This window comes from Candidatus Palauibacter sp., from assembly GCF_965197445.1.
Classification (GTDB): domain Bacteria; phylum Gemmatimonadota; class Gemmatimonadetes; order Palauibacterales; family Palauibacteraceae; genus Palauibacter.
Window position 1 is genome coordinate 476116 of record NZ_CBDANE010000003.1, and the last position, 22577, is coordinate 498692.

The window sequence follows — 22577 nt, forward strand, 5'->3', positions numbered from 1 at the left end:
CCCACCATCCGGAGCCGGTCACGCCACGCTCTTCCACTTCCGCCTGAGACAGTGCGTCCCGTAGTCGATGATCGCCCAGACCGAGGTGACGCCGACCAGGAGCACGAGTGCCGGAACATATCGGGGGTCGAAGATCAGAGCGAGAAGCGCCAGGAACTGGAGTCCCGTGGCGATCTTGCCCGGCCATCGTGGCCTGAACGGGATGATCAGAGACACGAGTCTGGCGAGAAAATATGAGCCGGCGGTGTACAGGTCCCTCAGGATCAGGATGAGGAACGACGCCCAGTCGAGCCCGCCTCCCGCCAGAAAACCCGCAAGCGCCAGCAGGACGAACAGCTTGTCGCACAGCGGATCGAGCAGCAGGCCGATCTGCGAGCGCGTCCCGCTGACGCGGGCGATGAAGCCATCGAGAACATCGGTCGCTCCGGCCGTGGCCACCAGGACGGCCATAAGCCCGGGATCCTCCACCGCAATAAACGCGAGACCCAGCGGAATGCGGCTCAGCGACAGGAGATTCGACAGGGTAAGAAACCCCGGATCATGCGTCTGTATCGGAATCCTCCGCTTCGAGCTGGTCGCGGAACCTGCTTCGCGAACGGGAAGATGCATGTTCCGGGGGCGCGTCTCCAGTACCCGCGCCAGGGTCGTCGTCGGCTCCAGGGGCTTGCCGTGGTGCGCGGGTCTACGTCGGCAGGTCGGCGTTCTCGGCATCGAGTCCATCAGCGTCGGGACGCGGATCCAGCATGACCAGATCCTCGACAACGACGTCCACGGTCGGGATTGCGATCCCATCGCGCTCGAAGGAGCCGTACTCGAGATGGCCCTCGACGTACAGGCGCGAACCCTTGTGCACGAACTCTCCGACGGTCTCCGCCTGACGACGCCAGAAGGTGAGTCGGTGCCAGTCGGTGCGGCGCTGCGTTTCGCCGTTCTTGCGAAAAACCCGGTTGGTCGCGAGTGACAGGTGCGCCACCGGAGTGCCGGCTGCGGTCTCGCGGACGTCCGGGTCGCTTCCTGCGTTACCTACCAGGATGACGCGATTCACGGTTCTCGACATGGCCTTGTTCTCCTTGTTGCGCGTGTAGTGGTGACGGCAGACATGCGAGTATCCGCTCCGGGGCGAACGGGTCCAAGGCGGGCCCCGCCATCACCTGAAGTGGCCGAACCAACCTTGACGAAGAGCTCACGAGTGGGTCAGGTCAGGGATGGCTGCGACGGATCTTTCCTCGAAATCGGCGCGCGGACGGGCCCGCACCGGGCTCGTCCTGATTGCCGTCAGCATGCTGCTGGGGGGGGCCGTCTTCTTCAGCGACCTGATCATCCGCGCCGGTCTCGAGGGGGCGCGGATCACCGTGCTGACCCATTCGGCCGCGGGAATTGGGCCGGGTTCGGCCGTCTGGCTGGCCGGGCGACCGGTGGGACGCGTGCTGTCGATCTCCTTCCGCCCGGTCGACGTGATCGCCGCGGACGCGCCGACATACGGGCATGTCGTCATCGAGGGAGTGATCGACCGGGCCGTCGAGCCGATGCTGCGAGCGGACGCCACGGCCGATGTGCGGCCAGCGGATATCCTGGCCCCGGTGATCGTAGCGCTCGATCCGGGGACCGGAACCGCTCCGCCCTGGAACTTCTCGGATACGCTCCGCGCGTCCGGGCCTCCGCTCGATCCCGAGACCGTGATGGCGATGGCGGACACGCTGTTCATGGCGGCGCGATCGCTCGAGGCTCGGGCTGCAGAAGCTGGAAACGTGATCGCTTCGGGACAGGGCTCGATCGGACGTTTCCGCCGGAACCCGGGGGCGCTGGCGTCGGTGAAGCGCGACCTCGACGGGCTCCAGGGCATCTTGCTACGCGACGTTCCGCGCTCTTCGCTTGCCCGCCTCGCGGCGGACACGCTCGTGGGGCCGGCCACTCGCCGCGTCCGGGAGCGACTGGCCGAGTGGAACGCGTCCCCTCAGCGCCGGATCGCGCGGCAGAGTCTCGTTACGGCCACCGACGCGCTGGATGCAATGGTCGTCCGTCTCGGTTCGCTGATGGAGCGGGTAGAGCGCGGGGAGGGCACGGCGGGCCGCGTCCTGATGGACGGCGAGATCCAGAGACAGCTCGCCGCGCTCCGCACCGCGGCCGCCGAACTGGCCGAGGACCTGAAGTACAATCCGTCTCGCTGGCTTCGCGTGCGCGTTTTCTAGCGGATCTTCCGACAGCCCGCGACGGCTACATCCTGCGGCGCGGCAGCCCGCCGTGCACGGCGAACTTCAGCACTTCGGTCTTGCGGCCGCGCTTGTGTCGAACCCCGATGATGATGTGGTCGACGACGTGGTCGCGGTCCTCCAGCGAAACCGCGATATCGACCGATCCATCCGCGGCCGTGATCCGGGTGCGCACGGATCGGCCGGGTTCGGCGTCCGCGGCGCGCGCCGGGTTTCGGCACAGCGTGCGGGACGAGCGGCGTCTGCCGGGGAGCGGGAGCGACAACTTCAGTAGTCGAAACCAGTCCGGCTGGTAACTGATGCGCCACAGATTGCCGAGTTGGTCGAGTCCCCTTCCCTCACGATTGTGTCTGGCCATCCGGCGCTCGACCTTTGCGGTAACGGTTGCGGCCGGTCGCTTGACCGTGCCCGGCGGCACCATTATGGTCGTTGAGTCCACCCTGGACCACATCCCCTGGCCGCAGCAGGACACCTCACGATATGACCACGCCACATGCCTGGCGTGGCCGCTTCAGGGCCCCGAGAGAACAACGGCAGCCCGTCTCACTTACTCTTCCGGAGGATGGCGTTGGATATCGCCGAACTCAAATCGAAGTCGATCGGCGAACTTCATGACATGGCCGAAGAACTCGACATCCTCAACTTTTCGGGTCTTCGCAAACAGGATCTGATCTTTCGGATCGAACAGAACCTGCTCGACTCCGACATCGTCCTCCGGGGCGAGGGAGTACTCGAGATTCTGCCGGAGGGGTACGGTTTTCTCCGGAGTCAGGACTGGAACTACCTGTACGGCCCCGACGACATCTACGTCTCTCCCTCGCAGATCAAGCGGTTCGACATGCGCACGGGGGACACGATCCAGGGTCGTGTACGGCCGCCGAAAGAAGGAGAGCGGTATCTCGCCCTCCTCAAGGTGGAGACACTGAACGGCGTGGATCCGGACAAGGCCAAACACCGAATCGCGTTCGATAACCTCCGGCCCCGATATCCGGAGGAGCGGCTCGTCCTCGAGAAAAAAGACGGCGATGTGTCGATGCGGATTCTCGATCTCATCGCACCGATCGGGAGGGGGCAGCGAAGCCTGATCGTGTCACCGCCGAAGGCCGGGAAGACGATTCTCCTCCAGAAAATCGCCAACGCGATTGTGGCAAATCAACCGGACGCCAAGGTGATCGTGCTCCTCATTGATGAGCGGCCCGAAGAGGTCACCGACATGGAGGAGAATGTCCCCGCCGAAATCATCTCATCGACCTTCGACGAGCCGGCCGACCGGCATACGCAAGTCGCGGAGATGGTGATCGAGAAGGCGAAGCGGCTGGTCGAGTACCAGCATGACGTCGTGATCCTCCTCGACTCGATCACGCGCCTGGCTCGCGCCTACAACACCACGGTCCCCCATTCCGGGAAAATCCTCTCCGGCGGCGTGGATGCGAACGCGCTCCACAAGCCGAAGCGTTTCTTCGGCGCCGCGCGGAACATTGAGGAGGGCGGGAGCCTCACGATCATCGCCACCGCGCTCATCGAGACCGGAAGCCGGATGGACGAGGTCATCTTCGAGGAGTTCAAGGGCACCGGCAACAGCGAGGTGCTGCTGGACCGCCAGATCTCGGACAAGCGCATCTATCCGGCGATCGACCTCAACCGTTCGAGCACGCGCAAGGAGGAACTCCTCCTCAACGAAATCGAACTCAACCGCATGTACCTGCTCCGGAACTTCCTGTCCGACATGCCGCCGGCCGAGGCTATTCAGTTCATGATCGACCGGCTACAGCGCACCGAGACGAACCAGGAGTTCCTCGACTCGATGGCTGCGGGCGGCTAACTCCCCTCCGCCAGGCCCCTGCGCCGACGTCACGGCGCCCGCAGCCAGCGATCCTCCAGGACCTCGAGGAGGGCAGTGTACGTCGCGCCCACAGCGGTCATTGTGACGCGGTACGTGCCGGGATCCACCGGCGGCCCCAGCCTCCGAACCCCGCCCTCGGGGCCCGGGTTCGTGCGCAGATCCCATGTCACCCGGTTGAGCCCCGCATACCCCGTTCCCTCGAGCTGCTGCACGACTTCGCCCGTCGCGAGGTCCGAGACCTCGATCGATACGTCGGTGGGGGCGGCCAGATAGTACTGGATCATCGTGCCCGGAGGCGCGCTTTCCCCCGTCCAGTTCTTGTCACCCGTGATGGATCGGCTGCGCTGGATTTCGTTCTTCCATCGCACGGCCGGGCGTGGATCGAACAGGTGAGCCTCGCTCGCCAGCACGTCTTCGTTCAGCGCCTGGAGCGCCGCGATGTCGTCCAGCACGTAGATGCTGCGGCCGTGCGTGGCGAGCACAAGGTCGTTATCCCGTGGATGGACGAGCACGTCGTCGATCCGGACGACCGGAAGACCCGGCATGAAGTCGTGCCATGTGCCGCCCTCATCGAACGAGACGAAGAAGCCGAATTCCGTCCCGGCGTAGAGTAGACGCGGGTTCCTCGGGTCCTGGCGGATGGTGTTCACGTTGCCGAAGGACGGGAGATTGGAACTGATGCTCGCCCAGGAGCGGCCATAGTCCCGCGTCACGTACACATAAGGTCGGAGGTCGTCGTTCTTGTGCCCGTCGATCGAGACGTACGCCGTCGCGGGATCCACGTGCGACGCTTCGACCCGGGACACGTAGTGCCGCGTAGTACCGCCGGGCAGGTTGCGGCTCACTTCAGTCCAGGTCGCCCCGCCGTCTCGACTCACCTGGATGTTTCCGTCATCTGCCCCGGCCCAGAGAAGACCCGGAACGATGGGAGACTCGGTGATCGACGTCAGGCTGCTCCACCTCGATACGCCGTCGTTGCGAGACAGAGCGCACTCCAGCCCCCTCTCGAACTGCGAGCATCGGGGAACGCTGTTGGCGACGCCCATCACGACTTCGGCATCCCGGTCGATGTCCTTCGTGAGGTCGGGACTCATCGTCCACGTCTCGCCGCGGTCGCGCGACGTGAAGAAACGGTTGCCCCCGGCGTGGAGAGTCCGCGGGTTGTGCGGCGAGAGCAGGAGCGGCGTGTTCCAGTTCCAGCGGATCTCCGCCGGCGGGACCGGGACGATGTTGGTGTCCTCCGGCCTTTCCTCATCCGGAGCGCGGGGTGAGATGGATCGGGTCGCTCCCGTACGAAGGTCGACCCGCCGGATGCGTCCGTTCTGGGACTCCACGAAGACGATGGCGGGGTCGGTGGGGTCGACCTGTGTGTAGAATCCGTCGCCGCCACCGACCCGATACCAGTCCTGCGCGAGAATGGGCCCGGAGCGCACGGAACTCGGTCCGCACCAGCTTCCGTTGTCCTGCAGACCCGTGCAGACCTGGTAGGGGCGGCGCATGTCGACCGAGGCGTGATAGGGCTGGCCCACAGCCCAGGAACGCAGCGATTCCCACGTCTCACCCTGGTCCCAGCTCACGTCGACCGAACCGTCGTTGCCGATCATTAGATGGTCGTGGTCGGCCGGATCGATCCACAGCGCGTGCTGGTCGACGTGCCCGTACCCGTCCAGAGTCTCCCACGTCCGGCCACCGTCGAGCGACTTCGCCACGCGCTGGTCCACTGTGTAGACGATGTCCGGGTCTTCGGTCGAGGCGCGAATCTGACTGAAGTACATGGGCCGCCCGTTCTCGTTGCTGCGGAACTCCCATGTCCGGCCCTTGTCAGCGGACCGCCATACCCCGGACCACTGAGGGTCGGGCGGCAGCGAATCGACTCTCGCGAGCTGGCGCCACTCTTCGATTTCGTCTTCCGAGAGCGGCGCCTCCTGATCCGCGGCCACCTCGATCTGGGCGTAGACGACATCGGCATCGGCCGGCGTCATGGCGAGGGCGATGCGCCCCATGGTTCCGGCGGGGAGGCCGGAGCCAACGACGCGAGACCACGTCTCGCCGCCGTCTTCCGAGCGCCAGATCCCGCTTCCCGGACCGCCGCCGACGAAGCAGCAAACGGTGCGCTGGCGCTGATACGTCGCCGCCAATAGCACGTCGGGGTTCGACGGATCCATTACGAGGTCCGTAGCGCCTGTGTCTTCGTCAACCGCGAGGACCTGCCGCCACGTCTCGCCTCCATCGGTGGACTTGAACACACCGCGCTCGGGGTTGGGTCCGAAAAGGTGGCCGATCGCGGCGACCCACACGACGTCGGGATTCGCCGGGTGGACGAGAACCCGCGCGATGCTCTGGATCTCGCTCAGCCCCATGTGAGCGAACGAGGCGCCGCCATCGCTGCTCTTGTACACCCCGTACCCGAACGAAGAGCTCTGCCGGTTGTTGGCTTCGCCCGTCCCTACGTAGAGGACCTCGGGATCTGACGGCGCAAGGGCGAGATCCCCGATGGAGTGCGTCTCGTAGGAGTCGAAGATCGGCTGGAAGGTGGTCCCGTTGTTCGTGGTCTTCCACACACCGCCGGTCGCGAAGCCCACGTAGAACACCCGTGGGTCCGTGGGGTGGACGGCGAGATCGTCGACGCGGCCACCCTGCCCCACCGGCCCGATCGATCGCCATCGGAACCCCTGGAGCAGCGGGTGTTCCGGAGCGTTGATGATCGGTACTTCGTCGCCGTCCTGGCCGCTCGCGGGCAGTGCAGCGAGTGAGACCGCGGTGAGCGCGAGGGCGATCGTGGAGACAACGCGCGTGCCTGATGCGTCGGGCATGGAGGCCTTCTCTTGAAGCGGGATCGGGGTCGTGACCCGCCATTATCCGACGAGTGGTCGCCGTCTGTCAAAGCGAAACCGTCGCGGCGGTGGGCGTCGACTTGCCCCTTGGGTCCCCGGAAAGCATGCTGCTTTGTGCGGCTCGACCGGAGGATCCATGCCCATATATGAGTACAGGTGCCGCGGCTGCGCGCACGAGTTCGAACTCCTGGTCCGGGGTCGGCTGACGCCCGCTTGTACGTCGTGCGGAAGCGAGAAGCTCGAGAAACTCATTTCGCTGCCACGCGTCCATTCCGATGCCCGGAAGGAGCGATCGCTCGCGGCGGCGAAGAAGCGCGACGCGAAGCTGGGGAGCGAACGCACGCGCACGCAGCGGGAGTACGAACTCAGCCACAACGATTGAAGACCCGACCCAACGACGCGAGCGTCGATGATTTCCTGGCGCGTGTCGGGAAAGAGAGAAGAAGAAGGGACGCGCTCGCCGTGCTGGCACTGATGAAGCGCGTGACGGGCGAGAAGCCGGTGATGTGGGGGGATTCGATCGTCGGGTTCGGCAGCTACCGCTACCGTTACGCCAGCGGACGCGAGGGCGACTGGCCACTCGCCGGGTTCTCGCCGAGGAAGCGGGCCCTCACGGTGTACATCATGTCGGGTTTCGCGAAGCACGACCAATTGCTGTCGCGGCTCGGCAAGCACTCGACCGGCAAGTCCTGCCTCTACATCAACAGACTCGAGGACGTCGATATGGAGGTGCTCCGCGAACTCGTGGAGTGCTCCGTGACAGAAGTCTCGGCCCGCTACGCCGTCGACGCGTGACCTACGATCAGGCGCTGGCCGCGCACGGGTTGGAGGATGTTCAGCCGCGGTACCGGCTGCTCCTCCTCAAGCTCAAGGCGGTGGACGGCCCAGGATACGGACGAGCCGTCGCGAAGTACCGATCCGAGGTCGAGGGTGTGGCCGGGGGCCCCGACGCGATGGCGGCGTGGCTCTCCTACGGCGCCTGGCTGGCGTCGAGGATCGAGCCCGGAGGGATCGTGACAATCTCGCGGGAGGGACTCGCGACGCCCGCTCCGGATCCGCTCCCTCCCGGGCCGATGCTGATCCATCTGCCTGACGCGTTGAACCGTAGGGGGTTCGTGATCGCGATGCCCGTCGATCCGTCCGACGCGCAGCGTACGACCGCCGACCTGCTGTGTGAATAGGGGGCCGTTCTGGTCCATGGATGAGGTGGAAGAGGAGGAACGGCAGTGACGCACGGTACCCTTCGGCACGAACGCATCGAACCCCGTGCGCTGGAGCAGGAGATGCGCGAGTCGTTCATCGATTATTCGATGAGCGTCATCGTGCAGCGCGCGCTCCCCGATGCGCGGGATGGTCTGAAACCGGTCCACCGCCGGATCCTCTACGCCATGCTGGAAGAGGGGCTCCATCCCTCACGACCTCACAAGAAGAGTGCGACGGTCGTGGGCAATGTGCTCGGGCGCTATCACCCCCACGGCGACAGCGCCGTCTACGACACCATGGTTCGGATGGTGCAGGACTTCTCGTTGCGCTATCCGCTGATTGATGGACAGGGCAACTTCGGCTCGATCGACGGCGATTCGGCGGCCGCCTACCGCTACACGGAAGTGAGGATGACGCCGGTGGCGATCGATCTGCTCGAGGACATCGATCGCGACACGGTCAACATGAGACCCAATTTCGACGGCCGTCTGAAGGAGCCCGAGGTGCTCCCGTGCCGTCTGCCGCATCTCCTGCTGAACGGGAGCGACGGGATCGCCGTCGGCATGGCGACCAAGATTCCGCCGCACAACGCGGTGGAGCTGCTTCGCGCCGTCGACCACCTTGTCGCGAACCCGCAGTGCGACGTGGACGAACTGCTCGCCCGGGTGCCCGGGCCGGACTTTCCGACGGGCGGTTACATCCGAGGTCGGGCCGGCATCGAGTCCGCGTATCGGACGGGCCGTGGCCGGCTGGACATGCGGGCCCGGATCCACCTCGAGGAAGGAAGGTTCGGGAAGAGTTCACTGATCGTCACCGAACTCCCCTACCAGGTGAACAAGACGCGCGTGATCGAGCAGATTACGCGTTTGGTGCGGGCCGGGCGGACCGACGCGATCACCGACCTCCGCGATGAGTCCGACCGGGATGGTATCCGGCTCGTGATTGAACTCAAGCGGGATGCCAAACCGGAAAAGGTCGTGGCTACCCTGTTCAAGAAGACCCAGCTCAGATACACCTTCGGCGTCATCATGCTCGCCCTCGTCGACGGCAAGCCGGAGGAACTGGATCTCAGAGCTGTGCTCGGGACGTGGATCGACCATCGGCTCTCCGTCATCCGCCGGGGTGCGGCGCACGATCTCGCCAAGGCCAAAGACCGCGCGCATGTCGTCGAGGGGCTCCAGTCGGCGCTGGATGAAATCGATCGCGTGATCGAGATCATTCGTGGGTCCAGGACCCCGGGATCGGCCCGCGAAAGTCTAATGGCCGAGTTCGAACTCACCGGCAGGCAGGCCGACGCGATCCTGGCGATGCGGCTCGTTCAACTGACGGGCCTGGAGCGCGAGAAGCTGGCCGAAGAACTCCTTGCGCTCAACAGGAAGATCGTCCGCCTGACCGCGCTGGTGGAAGATGACGTGACCCGGCGGGCATTTCTGCGCGCGGATCTTCAGGAGCTCGCGACACGCTACGATGATCCGCGGCGGACCGAGATTCTCGACGATGATGCGAAGTTCCGGCTCTCCGTGGGCAGCGGGGGCGAGACGAAGCTCGTGCTCGTCAGCCGTGGCGGCTACGTGAAAGCGCAACCCGCGGCGACGGGAGGCGGCCTGGCGGGCGCCGAGGTGCTGTCGAGCCGGGAGGGTGACTTCGCGCGCTACGCGTTCCTGGCCCGCGGGTCGGCCGTTCTCCTGGCTCTCACCGCGCGCGGACACGCGCACGCGGTGCCGGTCAATGCGCTGCCGCGAGGTACCCGGAGTTCGCGGGGTCGGCCCATCGAGGAGTTCATCGATTCCGGGTTGGGCGATGAGATCGTCGCGCTGCTGCCGATCGAAGCCTTTGCCCGGGATCGGTTTCTCGTGGTCGCCACGCGGCAGGGGCAGGTCAAGCGGTCCGCACTGTCGGAGTATGTGAACGCGCGCCCCGCGGGCATCATCGGCGCCCGGATCGCTCGGGGCGACGAGGTCGTTGCCGCTTTCCTCACGGAGGGGGGGAGCGACGTGCTGCTGGCGACCCGATCCGGTCAGTCGATCCGCTTTTCGGAGTCCGAGATCCGGGTCATGGGCCGCACGGCCGGGGGCGTGCGAGCGATCGACCTCGCGCACGGCGACGTCGTGGTGGCGGCGGCGGCTCCCCGCGCGGATGCCGATCTCCTGGTGGCGACGTCGGCAGGTTACGGGAAACGGATCCCGTTCACCGAGTTCCGGGTGCAGGGCCGAGCCGGGAAGGGGCTCACGGTCCTCCCCGAGAAGGAGCGTACGGGCGGCTTGGTGGGGTTCATCGAGGCACATGACGCCGACGAAGTCGCGTGGGAGCTGTCCGACGGCTCGGTAGAAGCGACATCGGCGGCGGCCGTGCTCCGACGGGCACCACGTGAAGCCGGCCGGCCGGTCGTACACCTGCGGCCCGGGGTCGCGGTCGAAGCCGTGCATCCGATGCACTCCGGCCGGCGCACGCAGACCACCCCGCCCTCGGCGGACGAGCAACGGCCGCTACCCTCGCCGGAACTCTCCTCGGAGGAGGGCGACTCGCAAGCCGAGTTAGAGTTCTAGCAGCCTGGGACGACATCGACACCCGAATGGGGCACGAGTACGTTCCGATTCCCATCGACGCAACACCGCGGGAGGGTGCGTGACCAGACCAGGCGAGGCCCTGTACGCAGGGCGACTCCTGTGGCTCACCGGCTTGGCCATCGCGGCGCCGACGCTGGCCGGCTGCGGCGGAGGGTCGCCGGAAGGCGCCTCACGAACCGAGGCGGCGGCCCCCGCCCCGGGAGACACGGCTGCCATGTATGCCGCGCAGCTGGCGGAGAGCCTCGGCGGACGGGACGCATGGAATCAGACGCGCTATCTGTCCTTCCGCTGGATCGTCGAGCGAGACGGTCAGGTCGTCGCGAATCGGGAGCACTCGTGGGACCGATACGATGGGCGGTATCGCGTCGCCTACGAGCAGGACGGCACCTCGTACCTCCTGCTGTTCAACGTCAACGAAATTGATGCGCATCCCGAGCTTGGGAAAGTGCCGGCCGGTCGCGCGTGGATGGGTGGCGTCGAGTTGAGCGAAGCCGCGCGGGACTCTGCCCTGCGACGCGGCTACGGTGCCTTCATCAACGACATTTATTGGGCCCTGATGCCGTTCAAGTGGGAGGACCCGGGCGTTCATCTTGCTTATCAGGGGGCTCGTACGCTTTCCGATGGGAAGCAGTATGCGACGGTCCACCTGACGTTCGACCAGGGCCTGGGCACGACGGAGGATCAGTATTGGGGCTTTCTCGACGAGTCGGGGCGGATGGCCGCGTGGCAGTATCACCTCGGCCGATCCGAGGCTCCCGGCGACGTCATCTGGTGGTCCGACTGGCGCCAGGTGGGCGATATCCAGTTCGCCATGACCCGGGTACTGGACGGAGGAGACCGCTTCATCTACTTCGAGGATGTGGCCGCGGCTGAGACCGTGCCCGAGGGGCGCTTCGACCCGCCGACACGTTGAGCGCACTCGCCTCCGGTTCACCGGGACCGGATTCGATCGCGGCGAGTGACGAGGCGGGACGCCGATATCGCGACGGCGTGTACGAACCGCTCGACGAGGGTACGCTGCCGGACGCGCCGGACGGCGAGGCCTTCCCCCGCCGGGGTCACGGGCCACCGTTCAAGCTGATCCGCAGGATGTCGCGGGTCCCTCGCCTCAAGCACATCATCGGTCCTTCCGTCATCGCCCTCGGTATGGGTCTGGGAAGCGGCGAGTTCCTGCTGTGGCCGAATCTCGTCGCCGCCAACGGCTTTTCCATCTGGTGGCTGTTCTGGCTCGGGGTCGTCACTCAGTTCGTCGTCATCGGCGAGATCGAGCGCTGGACGATCGCCACCGGCGAATCGACGTTCGCCGGCATGGCGCGACTCGACCGGCTCGGGTTCTGGCCGTGGCTCTTCCTGGTCGCGACACTCGTGAGCTTCTTCTGGCCCGGTTGGGCGTCTCAGTCTGCCGAGTTCGTGGGCCAGATCGTTGTGATCAGCGGGGGACCGCAGATCGCCTGGCAGCCGATGGCGCTACTCATGCTCGCCTGTATCTGGTTCGGGCTCGCGGTCTCGAGAATCGTCTACAACGTTCTCGAACGTTGCGAGATCGCGTTGGTGGCCGGGTTCTTTCCCCTGCTGCTCATTACGCTGCTCGTCGTCGGCCTCGTGCCGTCGCATCTACTTGAACTGACCGTGGGCGCGGTCTCGTTCGGGAGCGCGCCGGCGGAACTGTTCACGGGCGACCAGTTCCCGACACTCATCCTGGCCGTTGCCTACGCGGGAACCGGAGGCACACTGCTTCTGGCTCAGTCGCTGTGGCTGCGCGACAAGGGCTTCGGGATGGCGAGATTCCAGGGTCGGATCGCCGGAATCCGGGGCCGGAACGAAGAGATCAGCACTTCCGGATTCGTCTTCGATGCGGGCGACCCCACGGCGCTTGGACGGTTCAGGGGCTGGATGAGGGTCCTGCACCAGGAGCTGCTCGTCACCTTCGTTCTGCTCACTCTGCTGAGCGTCGTGATCACCTGCATGCTCGTCGCGGCGACGCTGGGGACGGACACCCCCGAACTCGCGGGCGACCTGACGACGATGGTGACCCTTCAGGGCGAGGCCATCCAGCGCGTGGGTGGGATTTGGCTGAGGGTCGCCTTCCTGCTGGGCGGATCGTTCGTCATCTTCTCGACCCAGCTCGCGATCCTCGACACCGTGACCCGCATCACGGGCTGCATCTTTTACGAGCGCTTCGGATACCGAACCCGCTTCTTCACCCAAAAGCGGACGTTTCTCGTGTTTCTGACGATTTTTGTGCTGGCCGCGATGGGGATCATCACTGCGTCATGGGTGGGAGGCGAGGGGCTGGATGTGCTTCAACCCGATTTCCTTCTCCTCATCGCCGGGCCGTTTACGATGACCAGCATGTTCCTCTTCACGCTCGTGATCGGTTACATGAACGTGCGGAGGCTGCCCGCCCAGTTGGGCCCGCCGGCCTGGAAGCGCTGGAGCCTGCTGTGGGCGGCCGTCCTGTGGGGATGGTTCACGGCCGAACAGTTGTCCAGGACGGTAATGTCCGTCGTGGGTATCGACCCGCGGTTCACGGAGTCGCTGGCCCTCCACCCCATCCGGCTCACGTTCTATTTGCTGTGGCTCGCGTCGCTGGTCTGGTTCGCGACCCGCATCCTGCCGGGACGGGGTACGCGAGCGGCTTGAGTGCGCGACCCCGGCGTCGCCTCGTCCATCCGCCGGGACATCTCCTCGGCACTCTGCATCCGCGAGAGGTCGAGCGAGAAGTCGGGCCTCTGCACCGGCGACAACTTGTCCATGAGTTCGCGGATCTCTCGTGGGGCCAGGCCCGCCGATTCGAGGTCGGCGCGCGTGGCCACTCCCTCCGCGTGGATCGATCCCGAATCCGCGTCCGCCCGCAGCAGGCTGCGCAGGATCGCGAGTTCACCCGCGCTCAGTCGCGCACCCATGACTTCGTAGTCGATCCAGGCTTCGTAGCTCAGGGGGGCGACCCGCTGGAGCATGCCCGCCATCACACGGCCGTACTCCTGGATCTCCCACTGCGCGTGGGCGTCTACTCTCAGGCGCAGAAAATGAAGCAGGTTGTGTAGATCGATCTTCCAGTACCACTGAGTATACGTGGAGAGCGGGAGGTCGATCCGCGCCAGTTCCCGGGCGACGTCTTCGGAGAGTAGCCAGCCGTAGGCGTCCGCCGCTTCGGTCCGCAGGCGCTCCCAGCGATCGACCGCGTCGCGATAGAGTTCGCTCGGGGCCGGATCTCCCTCTCGGCCCTGATTGTTCAGACTGCTCTGGTAGGCGAACTGCTCGTGGTCCGGTTCGTAGAACAACAGCGGCAGGAGACTGTACCGGGCGCTGAGTTCGTTGACGGAAGCGGTGCGGTGCCGGATCCACTGGCGCGCCACGAACATCGGCATGCAGCAGTGGAACTTGAACTCGACCATCTCGCTCGGCGTCGTATGCGCGTGTCGTCGCAGGTAGCGGACGAGACCGCGCGTCTGGCTGACCCGTCGGGTGCCGGCACCGTAGCTCACACGGGCGGCCGACTCCACGGCGGCGTCCGAGCCCATGTAGTCGACGAGCGCGACGAACCCGTGGTCGAGCACGGGAAAGTACGCGCCGAGAATCTCCTCGGCGGCCGGAACCGTCGGTCTCTTCGTCTTCTCCATGGACTACCCCTGCGGCTCGAATCAGGTGGGGTCGGGGCAGAATATCAGTTCGACAGCACGCGAGCGACCGCGCGCTGCCACCCGGAATAGAGGATGTCGCGCGCCTTCGGCGCCATGACCGGAGTCCAGGCGCGGTCGTGTCGCCACAGACCGGCGATCTCCGGCAGACTCGCGAACAGGCCGGCGCCAAGTCCGGCCAGCATCGCGGCTCCAAGCGCTGTGGTCTCCGTCACCGCCGGGCGCGCGATCTCCAGGTCGAGGATGTCGGCCAGGAACTGCATGGCCCAGTCGTTCCGTGCGAAGCCTCCGTCCACCCGCAGCCTCGCGGGTCGGGGAGCCCCATCCGCCTGCATGGCCTCGATCAGCTCCCGCGACTGGTAGGCGACGGCCTCCAGGGCCGCGCGGGCGATCTCCGCCCGTCCCGTGTCGCGGGTCATCCCCAGCAGCGCGGCGCGCGCGTCGGGGTCCCAGTGGATCCCGCCCAGCCCTACGAACGCCGGGACGAGTACGACGCCTCCGGTCGAATCGACCGAGCGTGCCAGCGTCTCCGTCTCCGCCGCGTGCGAAATGATGCCCAGGCCATCGCGCAACCACTGGACGGACGCGCCCGCGACGAAGATGCTCCCCTCCACCGCGTACGTGCGTTCGCCCTCGAGCTGCCAAGCCACGGTGGTCAGCAGCCCGTGCGCCGATGCGAGCCGCTCCGGCCCGGTGTTGAGCAAAGCGAAGGCCCCCGTCCCGTACGTGAACTTCATCTCCCCGGGCTCGAATGCCGCCTGGCCGAACGTTGCCGCCTGCTGGTCGCCGGCGATGCCGCGCACCGGGATCGGGCGACCGAACAGGCCGGCTCGCGTCTCGCCGAAATCGCCCGCCGAGTCGCGCACTTCGGGCAGGACGGAGTCGGGCACACGCAGCAGGTCCAGCAACTCGGGGCACCACCCGCCCGTGCCGATGTCGTAGAGAAGCGTCCGTGAGGCATTCGACGCGTCGGTCGCGTGCACGCGCCCCCCGGTGAGGCACCAGAGCAGCCAGCTGTCGATCGTGCCGAAGGCCAGTTCGCCTCGCGCCGCGGCTTCGCGCGCGCCCGGGACGCGGTCGAGGATCCACGCCAGCTTGGTACCGGAGAAATACGGATCCAACCGCAACCCGGTGTGGCCTGTGACCCACTCCTCGTGTCCCTCATCGCGAAGCACGGCGCAGGCGTCCGCCGTACGCCGGTCCTGCCATACGATCGCCGGGTGAATGGGCCTGCCGCTCGCGCGCTCCCAAACTACCGTCGTCTCGCGCTGGTTCGTGAGACCGATCGCCTCCACGCGGTTTCCGAGGGCTTCCGCGGCTCCGATGGCTTCGCGCGTGACCTCGATTGCGTCGTCCCTGATGCGCTCCGCGTCGTGCTCCACCCAACCCGGAGCCGGGTAGCTCTGCGGCAGCTCGCGCTGCGCCGCCGAGACCGGCGTCCCGGCAAGATCGAAGGCGATGGCGCGACTCGACGTGGTGCCCTGGTCAATCGCGACGAGCGCCGCCGAGCCGCTCACCGGCGCGAGAACCGATCCGCCGGCACTCGGACCAGCTCGTAGGCGCGAACTTCGATCTCACACAGGACCACCAGCCGGTCGCCCAGGACGGCCGCATCCATCAGACAGTCGATGCCGCCCTCGGGGGGCAGCACGACCGACGCCGAATCGCCACCGACCAGCGGTATCGATGCCGCGAATACATCATCGATGAGCCCGGTGACAAGCCACAGCTCGCGGTCGACGACTCGGACGCTGTTGAACGGCACGGTTTCCCGAATCCGGGTCCGCTCGCCTTGCTGCTCTCTCTCCACCACCCCGCCCCCGGATCGCGTCCCGCGAACGATCCAGGCGGGGAGCGGCCAGGGAGCTACGTCGGTCACCCGGGTTCGCGAGTCCCCGAGGGCGACGCGCCAGCCGCCGAACAATTCGGCGTTCCGGTTCTGGACCATAAGCAGCGTGTCCGGAGTGACCGCAAAAAACCGCAGGGCGCCGCCAATCAGTCGCTCCACCGGCCGGGTGCCGAGCGCGCTCGGGATGATCGACGGATCGATTTCCAGGTCACGGTGCCGCAGGCCCGATTGGACGGCCAGGAGGCTGTTCTGGTCCGCCGTGGGATAGACCGGCACGCCGTCTCCAAGGATTCCGAAGTTGGTGACCGGCCACGGCGTCGACAGTTCCTCCCTGAGGTCGCCGTCGGGGCTGAACCAGGACAATCGGGTGAGGCTCGGGTCGACGACGCGTACGCCGCCCCGCGGGTCTGGTTCGATCGACACCGGAGCTTCGAATTCGCCGGGTCCCTCGCCGGGCCGGCCGATGACGGCGCGGAGGTTCGCGTCGAGGTCCAGGAAGAACACCTGCTTTCCGCGCTGGTCGAGGACGAACACGCCCTGGCCGTCCTCCGCGATCGCCATTCCGGAGGCACCTTCGATCAGGACCTCGGCTTCCGGATCGTAGGGGTTGGGCGGGAAGCGTCCGAGGAACGCCCCGGGTACCGATACGCGGTACCCGGGAACGTTGGCCGCTTCGCCGTCGCCGTCGCCCATGAAGCAGGCGGCGAGGACGGGCACGATAGCCATGCCTGCAACCGTGCGGCGCACCACTACACCTTCACGCCGATGATCTCGAAGTCACAGTCCCAATAGCTGGTGCGGTAGAGACGGCCGTCCTCGACCCATGTGCACTCGCAAAGGTCGCAGTAGCTCGTGAATCCGATCCCGGTCAGTGGGATCGTCCAGGTGTACTCGAAGACCCTGACGCAGAACCCGGTGCACACCTGAACAGCCGAAGTGGTCGTCGCGGCCGCAGCAGCGACGGCCGTGGCCGTCGAGACGGCTGCGACCGGTGCGGACGCGTCCGCGCGAGGCGCGTGCGGCGTTTCGGCTCCCAGCGGATCCGCGAGGCCGCCCGCGAAAGCCCACCCCACGACGAGCGCCCACGCCCCCTTGCTTCTCGTTCCTCTCCTCATCATCCACCTCCCCTGATTGATCCCCGAGAGCGACGCCCAGCCGCCCTCTCTGAAACGAGGATCCAGATGGGTATCAACGGGGCATCAACAGGAGATGCGTCAATGAGTGAGAGGACCTCGCGAAGCCAACTCAGACGTCGAGGTTGCGGACGTAACGGGCGTTTCGCTCGATGAACTCGCGACGCGGTTCGACGTTCTCCCCCATGAGGGTCTCGAACAGCTGGTCGGCGGCGGCGGCTTCTTCGATCTGCACCTGGAGCAGCGTCCGCTTGTCGGGGTTCATGGTGGTCTGCCACAGCTGATCGGCATTCATCTCGCCCAGACCCTTGTACCGCTGCAGCGAGGCGCTGCCCCTGCCGTTGTCGAGCCTCGCCTGCGCGGCCAGGCGCTCCGACTCGTCGTAGCAGTAGAACTCCGTCTTTCCCTTCCACACGCGGTACAGCGGCGGCTGCGCGATGTAGATATAGCCTGCGTTGATGAGCTCTCTCATCTGCCGGAAGAAGAAGGTCAGGAGCAGCGTCCGGATATGGGCCCCATCCACATCGGCGTCCGTCATGATCACGACCTTCTGGTACCGCGCCTGCGAGAGATCGAACTCGTCCCCGATCCCCGCCCCGATCGCCGTGATCATGGCCCGGATCTCCTCGTTCGAGAGGATCCTGTCGATCCGCGCCTTCTCGACGTTCAGGATCTTCCCGCGCAGGGGGAGGATGGCCTGGTAGTTCCGATCGCGCCCCATCTTCGCGCTGCCGCCGGCGCTGTCGCCCTCCACGAGATACAGCTCCGCGATCTCCGGGTCCGTGATTGAGCAGTCCGCCAGCTTGCCCGGCAGGATGCCGGTCTCGAGCGCCGACTTCTTCCGGGTCAGGTCCCGGGCCTTGCGCGCTGCTTCCCGCGCCCGCGACGCCTGTACAGCCTTCTCGATGATCTTCTTCGACGGGCCGGGATTCTCCTCCATCCACGTTCCGAGCCGGTCGTTGACCAGACTCTCGACGATACCGCGCACCTCGCTGTTTCCCAGCTTTGTCTTGGTCTGCCCCTCGAACTGGGGTTCCATGACCTTGACCGAGAGCACGGCGACGAGGCCCTCGCGCACGTCATCGCCGCTCAGTGCGGGGTCCCCCTTCTTGAGAATGTTGTTCCGCTGCGCGTAGCTGTTGATGGTGCGTGTGAGAGCGCCCTTGAACCCGGAGAGGTGGGTGCCGCCCTCGTGTGTATTGATGTTGTTGACGAAGGTGAACGTGTTCTCGCTGTAGGCGTCCGTATACTGCATCGACAGTTCGATTTCGGTGTCGTCCTGCGCGCCTGAAACGGAGATCACGTCGGCATGAAGCGGGTGCTTGCGCCCCAGCAGGTACTGGACGAACTGGGCGATGCCCCCCTCGAAGTGGAAGTCACGCCTGGCACCTTCTCCGCGCTCGTCGACGAGGGCGATCCGAACACCCCGGTTCAGATACGCGAGCTCGCGGAGCCGGTTGGCAAGCGTCTCGAAGTTGTATTCGAGGTCCGCTGCGAGCCCGGTGAAGATGGTCGGATCCGGCCGGAAGGTGACCGTGGTCCCCGTCTCCTTCGTCTTCCCCCCCTTGTAGAGCTTGCCCTGGCTGACGCCCCGCTCGTATCGCTGGCTCCACACGTGGCCATCGCGGCGGACCTCCACCTCGAGCCACTCGGAGAGCGCATTCACGACGGAGACACCCACGCCGTGTAGCCCGCCCGACACCTTGTAGCTCGACTTGTCGAATTTCCCGCCCGCGTGGAGCGTCGTCAGCGCGAGCTCGACGCCGGGCATCTTCTCGGTCGGGTGAATGTCGACGGGAATGCCCCGCCCGTCGTCCGCGACCCGGATCGACTCGCCCTCTCCGATCGTGACCTCGATCCCGGAGCAATGTCCAGCCATCGCCTCGTCGATCGAGTTGTCGACGACTTCGTAGGCGAGGTGATGCAGCCCGCGCTCCGACGTGGACCCGATGTACATGCCAGGTCGCTTGCGGACGGCTTCCAGCCCCTTGAGGACATGGATCTGCCGGGCGGTATAGTCCGAGTTACCCTGGTTGTTGTCCCCGGACTTCCGGCCGGTCGTCGACTTCGCCATCAACCCCTCCCGCTCTCGCCTCGGTCGCGGCGCGGCGCGGCCATCGACGAATCCCCGGACTGCACGAACACGATCCGGTCGATCCGGCCGCGGTCGCGGTCCTCGTTCAGGCGGTGCAGCAGCTTCCGCCGCATCATGTTCAACTCCGTCATCCACGCGGCACCCGCGACCTCGATGAACAGCGTCGGGCCCCGGATGCTTCCGACCCTCGTCACGCGGGCAATATGCGGCCCCGCGACACGCTCCCACCGCGCGGCGGTGGCACTGCGCTCCAGGCGCTCGCGGATTCCCATCCGGTCGAGCAACTGAGCCAACACCCCGCCAACCCGTTGAGGATGCCGTTCATCGCTCCGTGCATCGCCCGGCGACGACACGTTCCGAGCCGCCCCGCTCATGCGATGAGCCGCCCGTTCCTCAGATGCCAGCGTGCGAGCCCGCCGCCCCTGAGGCCGACATCGCCGGCCTTGGGAGCCGTGAGGATCACCTGCCCGCACCGCTCGGATTCGAAGAGCCGCAACAGCCGGTCCGAGCGACCCTCGTCAAGCTCCGCAAACACATCGTCCAGCAAATACACCGGCTCCCGGCCGAGCCGTTCTCTGAGTCGATCGGCCTCGAGCAGGCGCAGGGCGAGTGCGGCTGTCCGCTGCTGTCCGCTCGAACCGTAGCTCCGCAGGTCGCGCGCCCCTTCTGCCGCCTCCACCTCGAATCGGATCTCGTCGCGGTGCGGGCCGACCACCGTCATGCCCCGGCGCCGCTCGCGTTCCCGGGTCGACTCGAGCGCGCGCCGAAACCGGTCCAGCCACGATCCGCCGCCCTCGGGCGCGTCCCACGGATCGCCGGACGCGATCGAAGCGGCGTACCGCAGCTTCGCACCGTCACCGCCCGAAATCCGCGCATGGAAGTCGGCGTATCGCTCCGCTCCCTCCGACACCCACGTCGCCCGCCTTTCCGTGAGGAACGCGCCGGCCTCGATCAGCCCATCGGTCCAGGCGTCGATCTCCTCGCCCGCCCAGCCACGCCGCAGCGCCTCGTTCCGCTGCGACAGAAGGCTGCGGTAGCGCTGCAGGGCCGCCAGATAGCCCGGCACTCCCACGGAGAGCGCCACGTCGAGGAAACGCCGCCTCTCCGTCGGTCCTCCGCGCACGATCTCTGCGTCGTCGAGCCGAAACGCTGCGACGCCGACCGAGCCGATCCCGGCCGAAACGCGATCAACTTCGAGCCCGTCGACCTCCACCTTCTTGATCCGCTGCGACCGGTCGTAGGCCGCTGCGACCGAGGTCGCTCCCTCGACCACGCCCTCCAACCGAAACACCGTCTGTCCGAACCGCACGAGTTCGCGATCCCGCGCGCCGCGGAAGGACCGGAAGACCTCAAGGTAGTAAATCGCCTCGAGCAGGTTTGTCTTCCCCGATCCGTTGGGCCCGATGATCGCGACCCCCGTTTCGGGGAACTCGCATTCGAGTCTCTCGAAATTGCGATAGTCGCTCAGGATCAGGCGCCTGAGAAAAGGCGCGGAGGACGCCTCAGGCTGGCGGATAGACGGTGCCTCCGGTGTCTTCGTCACGTACCCGGAAAATACCGCGAAAACCCTTGTGCCGCAAGGAAATCTAGGCCTCCGGACCCGCCGTCGAACATCGGCGGGCAGCGGTTGCCCGACGGGTTCGGAGAAGTCAGCTTCGGGGGTGCTCATGACACCCTGCGGCCGCCGCCGCGTACACCGCCCGCCGTCGAGAACGGGAGCCCCCCGAAGGGTCGCCGCTTCGCTCGGAGCCGCGTTGTTCCTCTCGCCGCTCCACGTCTTCGCCCAGGCCCCCGAGCCGACGGCGGCCCCCGAGGCGGCGAACCCGAAGACAGGCCGGATCTGGAGGGATATCGGGCTCGGAGCGGGCGGTATGGGCGTCGCGTTCCTCCTCGACGGGCCTACCCGCGACCTGGTCCTGGACCATCAGGGCTCCGCAGGACGCGACCTGGCCGAGATCGGTCACGGTTATGGCGACTGGAAGAAGACGGCACCCTTTCTCGCCGGGGGAGGAATCCTCCTCGGCGTGGCGCTCGAAGGCGACAGAGGGGCACGGAAGGCGACGGCGGCCTTCTTTGGCGTGTTCGCCGGCTCGATGGCCAATACGTTCCTCAACTGGACGCTGGGGCGCAGCCGTCCGAGAGATGAGATGGGGTCGCTGCACTTCGATCCATTGCGCAGCAACGCCTCTCTGGGGTCGGGTCACACGGCCTACGCGTTCGCGATCGCCGCGGCCGTCGATGAAGTGACCGATGGCGCCTGGGCGATTCCCTTCTACGCGGTCGCGGCGGGCACCGGGATCGCCCGGGTCTACGGAGACCGGCACTGGCTCTCCGATATCCTCGCGGGCGGCTTCGTGGGACTCTGGGTCGGGCGGCGGGCGACGCGAGCCGCTACGGGCTGGCTCCACGTGGAGGGGTCACCGGGAGCACCCGGCGACCCTGCGGTTTCCGCGGTCCGGATCGAACCCCTCGTCCTCGTGGACGGGCTTGGGGTGCGGCTGCGTTTCTAGCAGCCCCCCCTCGACCTCTCCGGGAGCGCCGTCGGTTCGCGCCTCCTATCTTGCGGGCCGGCGCAGATCCCGCGGCAAGCGGGTCCCGCATCCCCTGGAGCCACGCAGAAGGAAGGAAAACACATGGTTCACGTACCAGGCATCTGGCTTCCGATCCTCCTGGCCGCAGGGCTCGTGTTCGTCGCGAGTTCGGTGATCCACACGGTCCTGAACTACCACCGGACCGACTTCGGGAGCGTACCGGACGAGGACGGCGTGATGGATGCGCTCCGGGGGTTCGAGATTCCGCCGGGCGACTACTCCTTCCCGCATCCGACGGACAAGGAGATGCTCAAGAGCGAGGCGTTCCGCGAGAAGGCGACCCGCGGACCGACCGGGTTCATGACGCTGCTACCGTCGGGGGACCCGTTCAACATGGGGCGCCAGCTGGTGCAGTGGTTCGTCTACTGCATCGTCGTGAGCCTCTTCGCCGGCTACGTGACCGGCCTCGCGCTGGGACCGGGCGCCGCGTACATGGAGGTCTTCCGCATGTCGTCAACGGTGGCCTTCGGGGGATATGCGCTCGCCCACATGCAGAGGTCGATCTGGTATTCCCAGGCATGGGGGACGACGGCTCGGAACATGCTCGACGGGGCAGTCTACGGCCTGCTCACGGGCGGCGCCTTCGGCTGGCTGTGGCCGGCCTGATCGAC

The 22577-nt window shown here is 66.5% G+C and carries 21 protein-coding genes; 10 read left to right on the top strand and 11 right to left on the bottom strand.

Annotated features, from left to right (window positions below; genetic code table 11):
- Positions 1-18: 18 nt before the first annotated feature.
- The gene (locus tag ACN9M6_RS02785) at positions 19-609 is read right to left on the bottom strand and encodes a CDP-alcohol phosphatidyltransferase family protein (RefSeq protein WP_419161390.1); all 591 of its coding nucleotides are present in this window, start codon (positions 607-609) and stop codon (positions 19-21) included.
- Positions 610-682: 73 nt separating this feature from the next.
- Positions 683-1057 carry a single-stranded DNA-binding protein gene (locus ACN9M6_RS02790; protein WP_419161391.1) on the bottom strand — a complete coding sequence of 125 codons (375 nt, stop codon included), beginning with the start codon at positions 1055-1057 and terminating at the stop codon, positions 683-685.
- A gap of 148 nt (positions 1058-1205) precedes the next feature.
- Between ACN9M6_RS02790 and ACN9M6_RS02795 the strand changes: the two genes are divergently transcribed.
- Complete coding sequence (locus tag ACN9M6_RS02795) at positions 1206-2189, top strand: MlaD family protein (protein ID WP_419161392.1); 984 nt, start codon at positions 1206-1208, stop codon at positions 2187-2189.
- A 25-nt stretch (positions 2190-2214) separates the two neighbouring features.
- On the opposite strand, the gene ACN9M6_RS02800 is transcribed toward ACN9M6_RS02795, so the two are convergent.
- Complete coding sequence (locus ACN9M6_RS02800; protein ID WP_419161393.1) at positions 2215-2568, bottom strand: hypothetical protein; 354 nt, start codon at positions 2566-2568, stop codon at positions 2215-2217.
- Between the two features lie 204 nt (positions 2569-2772).
- On the opposite strand from ACN9M6_RS02800, the gene rho reads away from it, so the two are divergent.
- A complete protein-coding gene (gene rho / locus ACN9M6_RS02805) occupies positions 2773-4032 on the top strand; it encodes a transcription termination factor Rho (RefSeq protein WP_419161394.1) in 1260 nt (419 codons plus the stop codon).
- A 29-nt stretch (positions 4033-4061) separates the two neighbouring features.
- Here the strand turns inward: rho and ACN9M6_RS02810 are convergent, their stop codons facing one another.
- On the bottom strand, positions 4062-6866 hold the full coding sequence (locus tag ACN9M6_RS02810; RefSeq protein ID WP_419161395.1) for a hypothetical protein: 2805 nt from the start codon (positions 6864-6866) through the stop codon (positions 4062-4064).
- Between the two features lie 157 nt (positions 6867-7023).
- Between ACN9M6_RS02810 and ACN9M6_RS02815 the strand changes: the two genes are divergently transcribed.
- The 6 genes from ACN9M6_RS02815 (at position 7024) to ACN9M6_RS02840 (ending at position 13300) form a co-directional block, all read left to right on the top strand.
- Positions 7024-7269, top strand: a complete 246-nt coding sequence (locus tag ACN9M6_RS02815; protein WP_419161396.1) for an FmdB family zinc ribbon protein — start codon at positions 7024-7026, stop codon at positions 7267-7269.
- Positions 7266-7682 (top strand): DUF1801 domain-containing protein, encoded by a 417-nt coding sequence (locus tag ACN9M6_RS02820; protein WP_419161397.1) that lies wholly within the window; start codon positions 7266-7268, stop codon positions 7680-7682. Before ACN9M6_RS02815 ends, ACN9M6_RS02820 begins: the two co-directional genes overlap by 4 nt.
- On the top strand, positions 7679-8068 hold the full coding sequence (locus tag ACN9M6_RS02825; protein ID WP_419161398.1) for a hypothetical protein: 390 nt from the start codon (positions 7679-7681) through the stop codon (positions 8066-8068). Before ACN9M6_RS02820 ends, ACN9M6_RS02825 begins: the two co-directional genes overlap by 4 nt.
- A gap of 45 nt (positions 8069-8113) precedes the next feature.
- Positions 8114-10636 (top strand): DNA gyrase subunit A, encoded by a 2523-nt coding sequence (gene gyrA, locus ACN9M6_RS02830; protein WP_419161399.1) that lies wholly within the window; start codon positions 8114-8116, stop codon positions 10634-10636.
- A gap of 79 nt (positions 10637-10715) precedes the next feature.
- Positions 10716-11570: a hypothetical protein gene (locus ACN9M6_RS02835; RefSeq protein WP_419161400.1), complete on the top strand. Its 855-nt coding sequence runs from the start codon at positions 10716-10718 to the stop codon at positions 11568-11570.
- Complete coding sequence (locus ACN9M6_RS02840; protein WP_419161401.1) at positions 11567-13300, top strand: Nramp family divalent metal transporter; 1734 nt, start codon at positions 11567-11569, stop codon at positions 13298-13300. Before ACN9M6_RS02835 ends, ACN9M6_RS02840 begins: the two co-directional genes overlap by 4 nt.
- Here the strand turns inward: ACN9M6_RS02840 and thyX are convergent.
- The 7 genes from thyX to recF all read right to left on the bottom strand — a co-directional run bounded on the left by thyX (position 13225) and on the right by recF (position 20918).
- Positions 13225-14280 (bottom strand): FAD-dependent thymidylate synthase, encoded by a 1056-nt coding sequence (gene thyX / locus ACN9M6_RS02845; protein WP_419161402.1) that lies wholly within the window; start codon positions 14278-14280, stop codon positions 13225-13227. The two genes, ACN9M6_RS02840 and thyX, sit on opposite strands and share 76 nt — an antisense overlap.
- A 44-nt stretch (positions 14281-14324) precedes the next feature.
- Positions 14325-15815, bottom strand: a complete 1491-nt coding sequence (gene glpK / locus ACN9M6_RS02850; protein ID WP_419161403.1) for a glycerol kinase GlpK — start codon at positions 15813-15815, stop codon at positions 14325-14327.
- Positions 15812-16873 (bottom strand): hypothetical protein, encoded by a 1062-nt coding sequence (locus ACN9M6_RS02855; RefSeq protein ID WP_419161404.1) that lies wholly within the window; start codon positions 16871-16873, stop codon positions 15812-15814. Before ACN9M6_RS02855 ends, glpK begins: the two co-directional genes overlap by 4 nt.
- 23 nt (positions 16874-16896) lie before the next feature.
- Positions 16897-17265 (bottom strand): hypothetical protein, encoded by a 369-nt coding sequence (locus ACN9M6_RS02860; RefSeq protein WP_419161405.1) that lies wholly within the window; start codon positions 17263-17265, stop codon positions 16897-16899.
- A gap of 127 nt (positions 17266-17392) precedes the next feature.
- On the bottom strand, positions 17393-19354 hold the full coding sequence (gene gyrB, locus ACN9M6_RS02865) for a DNA topoisomerase (ATP-hydrolyzing) subunit B (RefSeq protein WP_419161406.1): 1962 nt from the start codon (positions 19352-19354) through the stop codon (positions 17393-17395).
- Positions 19354-19668 (bottom strand): DUF721 domain-containing protein, encoded by a 315-nt coding sequence (locus tag ACN9M6_RS02870; RefSeq protein WP_419161407.1) that lies wholly within the window; start codon positions 19666-19668, stop codon positions 19354-19356. The genes gyrB and ACN9M6_RS02870 overlap by 1 nt, the downstream gene beginning before the upstream one ends.
- Positions 19669-19745: 77 nt before the next feature.
- Positions 19746-20918: a DNA replication/repair protein RecF gene (gene recF, locus ACN9M6_RS02875; RefSeq protein ID WP_419161408.1), complete on the bottom strand. Its 1173-nt coding sequence runs from the start codon at positions 20916-20918 to the stop codon at positions 19746-19748.
- Positions 20919-21129: 211 nt separating this feature from the next.
- Between recF and ACN9M6_RS02880 the strand changes: the two genes are divergently transcribed.
- Together ACN9M6_RS02880 and ACN9M6_RS02885 are read left to right on the top strand one after the other, a co-directional pair.
- A complete protein-coding gene (locus ACN9M6_RS02880) occupies positions 21130-21885 on the top strand; it encodes a phosphatase PAP2 family protein (RefSeq protein ID WP_419161409.1) in 756 nt (251 codons plus the stop codon).
- 123 nt (positions 21886-22008) lie between these two features.
- The gene (locus ACN9M6_RS02885) at positions 22009-22572 is read left to right on the top strand and encodes a hypothetical protein (protein ID WP_419161410.1); all 564 of its coding nucleotides are present in this window, start codon (positions 22009-22011) and stop codon (positions 22570-22572) included.
- The last annotated feature ends 5 nt before the right edge of the window (positions 22573-22577 follow it).

Bases quoted from the DNA above. Each gene is read 5' to 3' on its own strand.
- ACN9M6_RS02790 (WP_419161391.1), bottom strand. From the start codon at position 1,057: ATGTCGAGAACCGTGAATCGCGTCATCCTGGTAGGTAACGCAGGAAGC.
- ACN9M6_RS02795 (WP_419161392.1), top strand. From the start codon at position 1,206: ATGGCTGCGACGGATCTTTCCTCGAAATCGGCGCGCGGACGGGCCCGC.
- rho (WP_419161394.1), top strand. From the start codon at position 2,773: ATGGCGTTGGATATCGCCGAACTCAAATCGAAGTCGATCGGCGAACTT.
- ACN9M6_RS02860 (WP_419161405.1), bottom strand. From the start codon at position 17,265: ATGATGAGGAGAGGAACGAGAAGCAAGGGGGCGTGGGCGCTCGTCGTG.
- ACN9M6_RS02810 (WP_419161395.1), bottom strand. From the start codon at position 6,866: ATGCCCGACGCATCAGGCACGCGCGTTGTCTCCACGATCGCCCTCGCG.
- ACN9M6_RS02815 (WP_419161396.1), top strand. From the start codon at position 7,024: ATGCCCATATATGAGTACAGGTGCCGCGGCTGCGCGCACGAGTTCGAA.
- ACN9M6_RS02785 (WP_419161390.1), bottom strand. From the start codon at position 609: ATGCATCTTCCCGTTCGCGAAGCAGGTTCCGCGACCAGCTCGAAGCGG.
- thyX (WP_419161402.1), bottom strand. From the start codon at position 14,280: ATGGAGAAGACGAAGAGACCGACGGTTCCGGCCGCCGAGGAGATTCTC.
- ACN9M6_RS02885 (WP_419161410.1), top strand. From the start codon at position 22,009: ATGGTTCACGTACCAGGCATCTGGCTTCCGATCCTCCTGGCCGCAGGG.
- ACN9M6_RS02855 (WP_419161404.1), bottom strand. From the start codon at position 16,873: ATGGCTATCGTGCCCGTCCTCGCCGCCTGCTTCATGGGCGACGGCGAC.
- gyrB (WP_419161406.1), bottom strand. From the start codon at position 19,354: ATGGCGAAGTCGACGACCGGCCGGAAGTCCGGGGACAACAACCAGGGT.
- ACN9M6_RS02800 (WP_419161393.1), bottom strand. From the start codon at position 2,568: ATGGCCAGACACAATCGTGAGGGAAGGGGACTCGACCAACTCGGCAAT.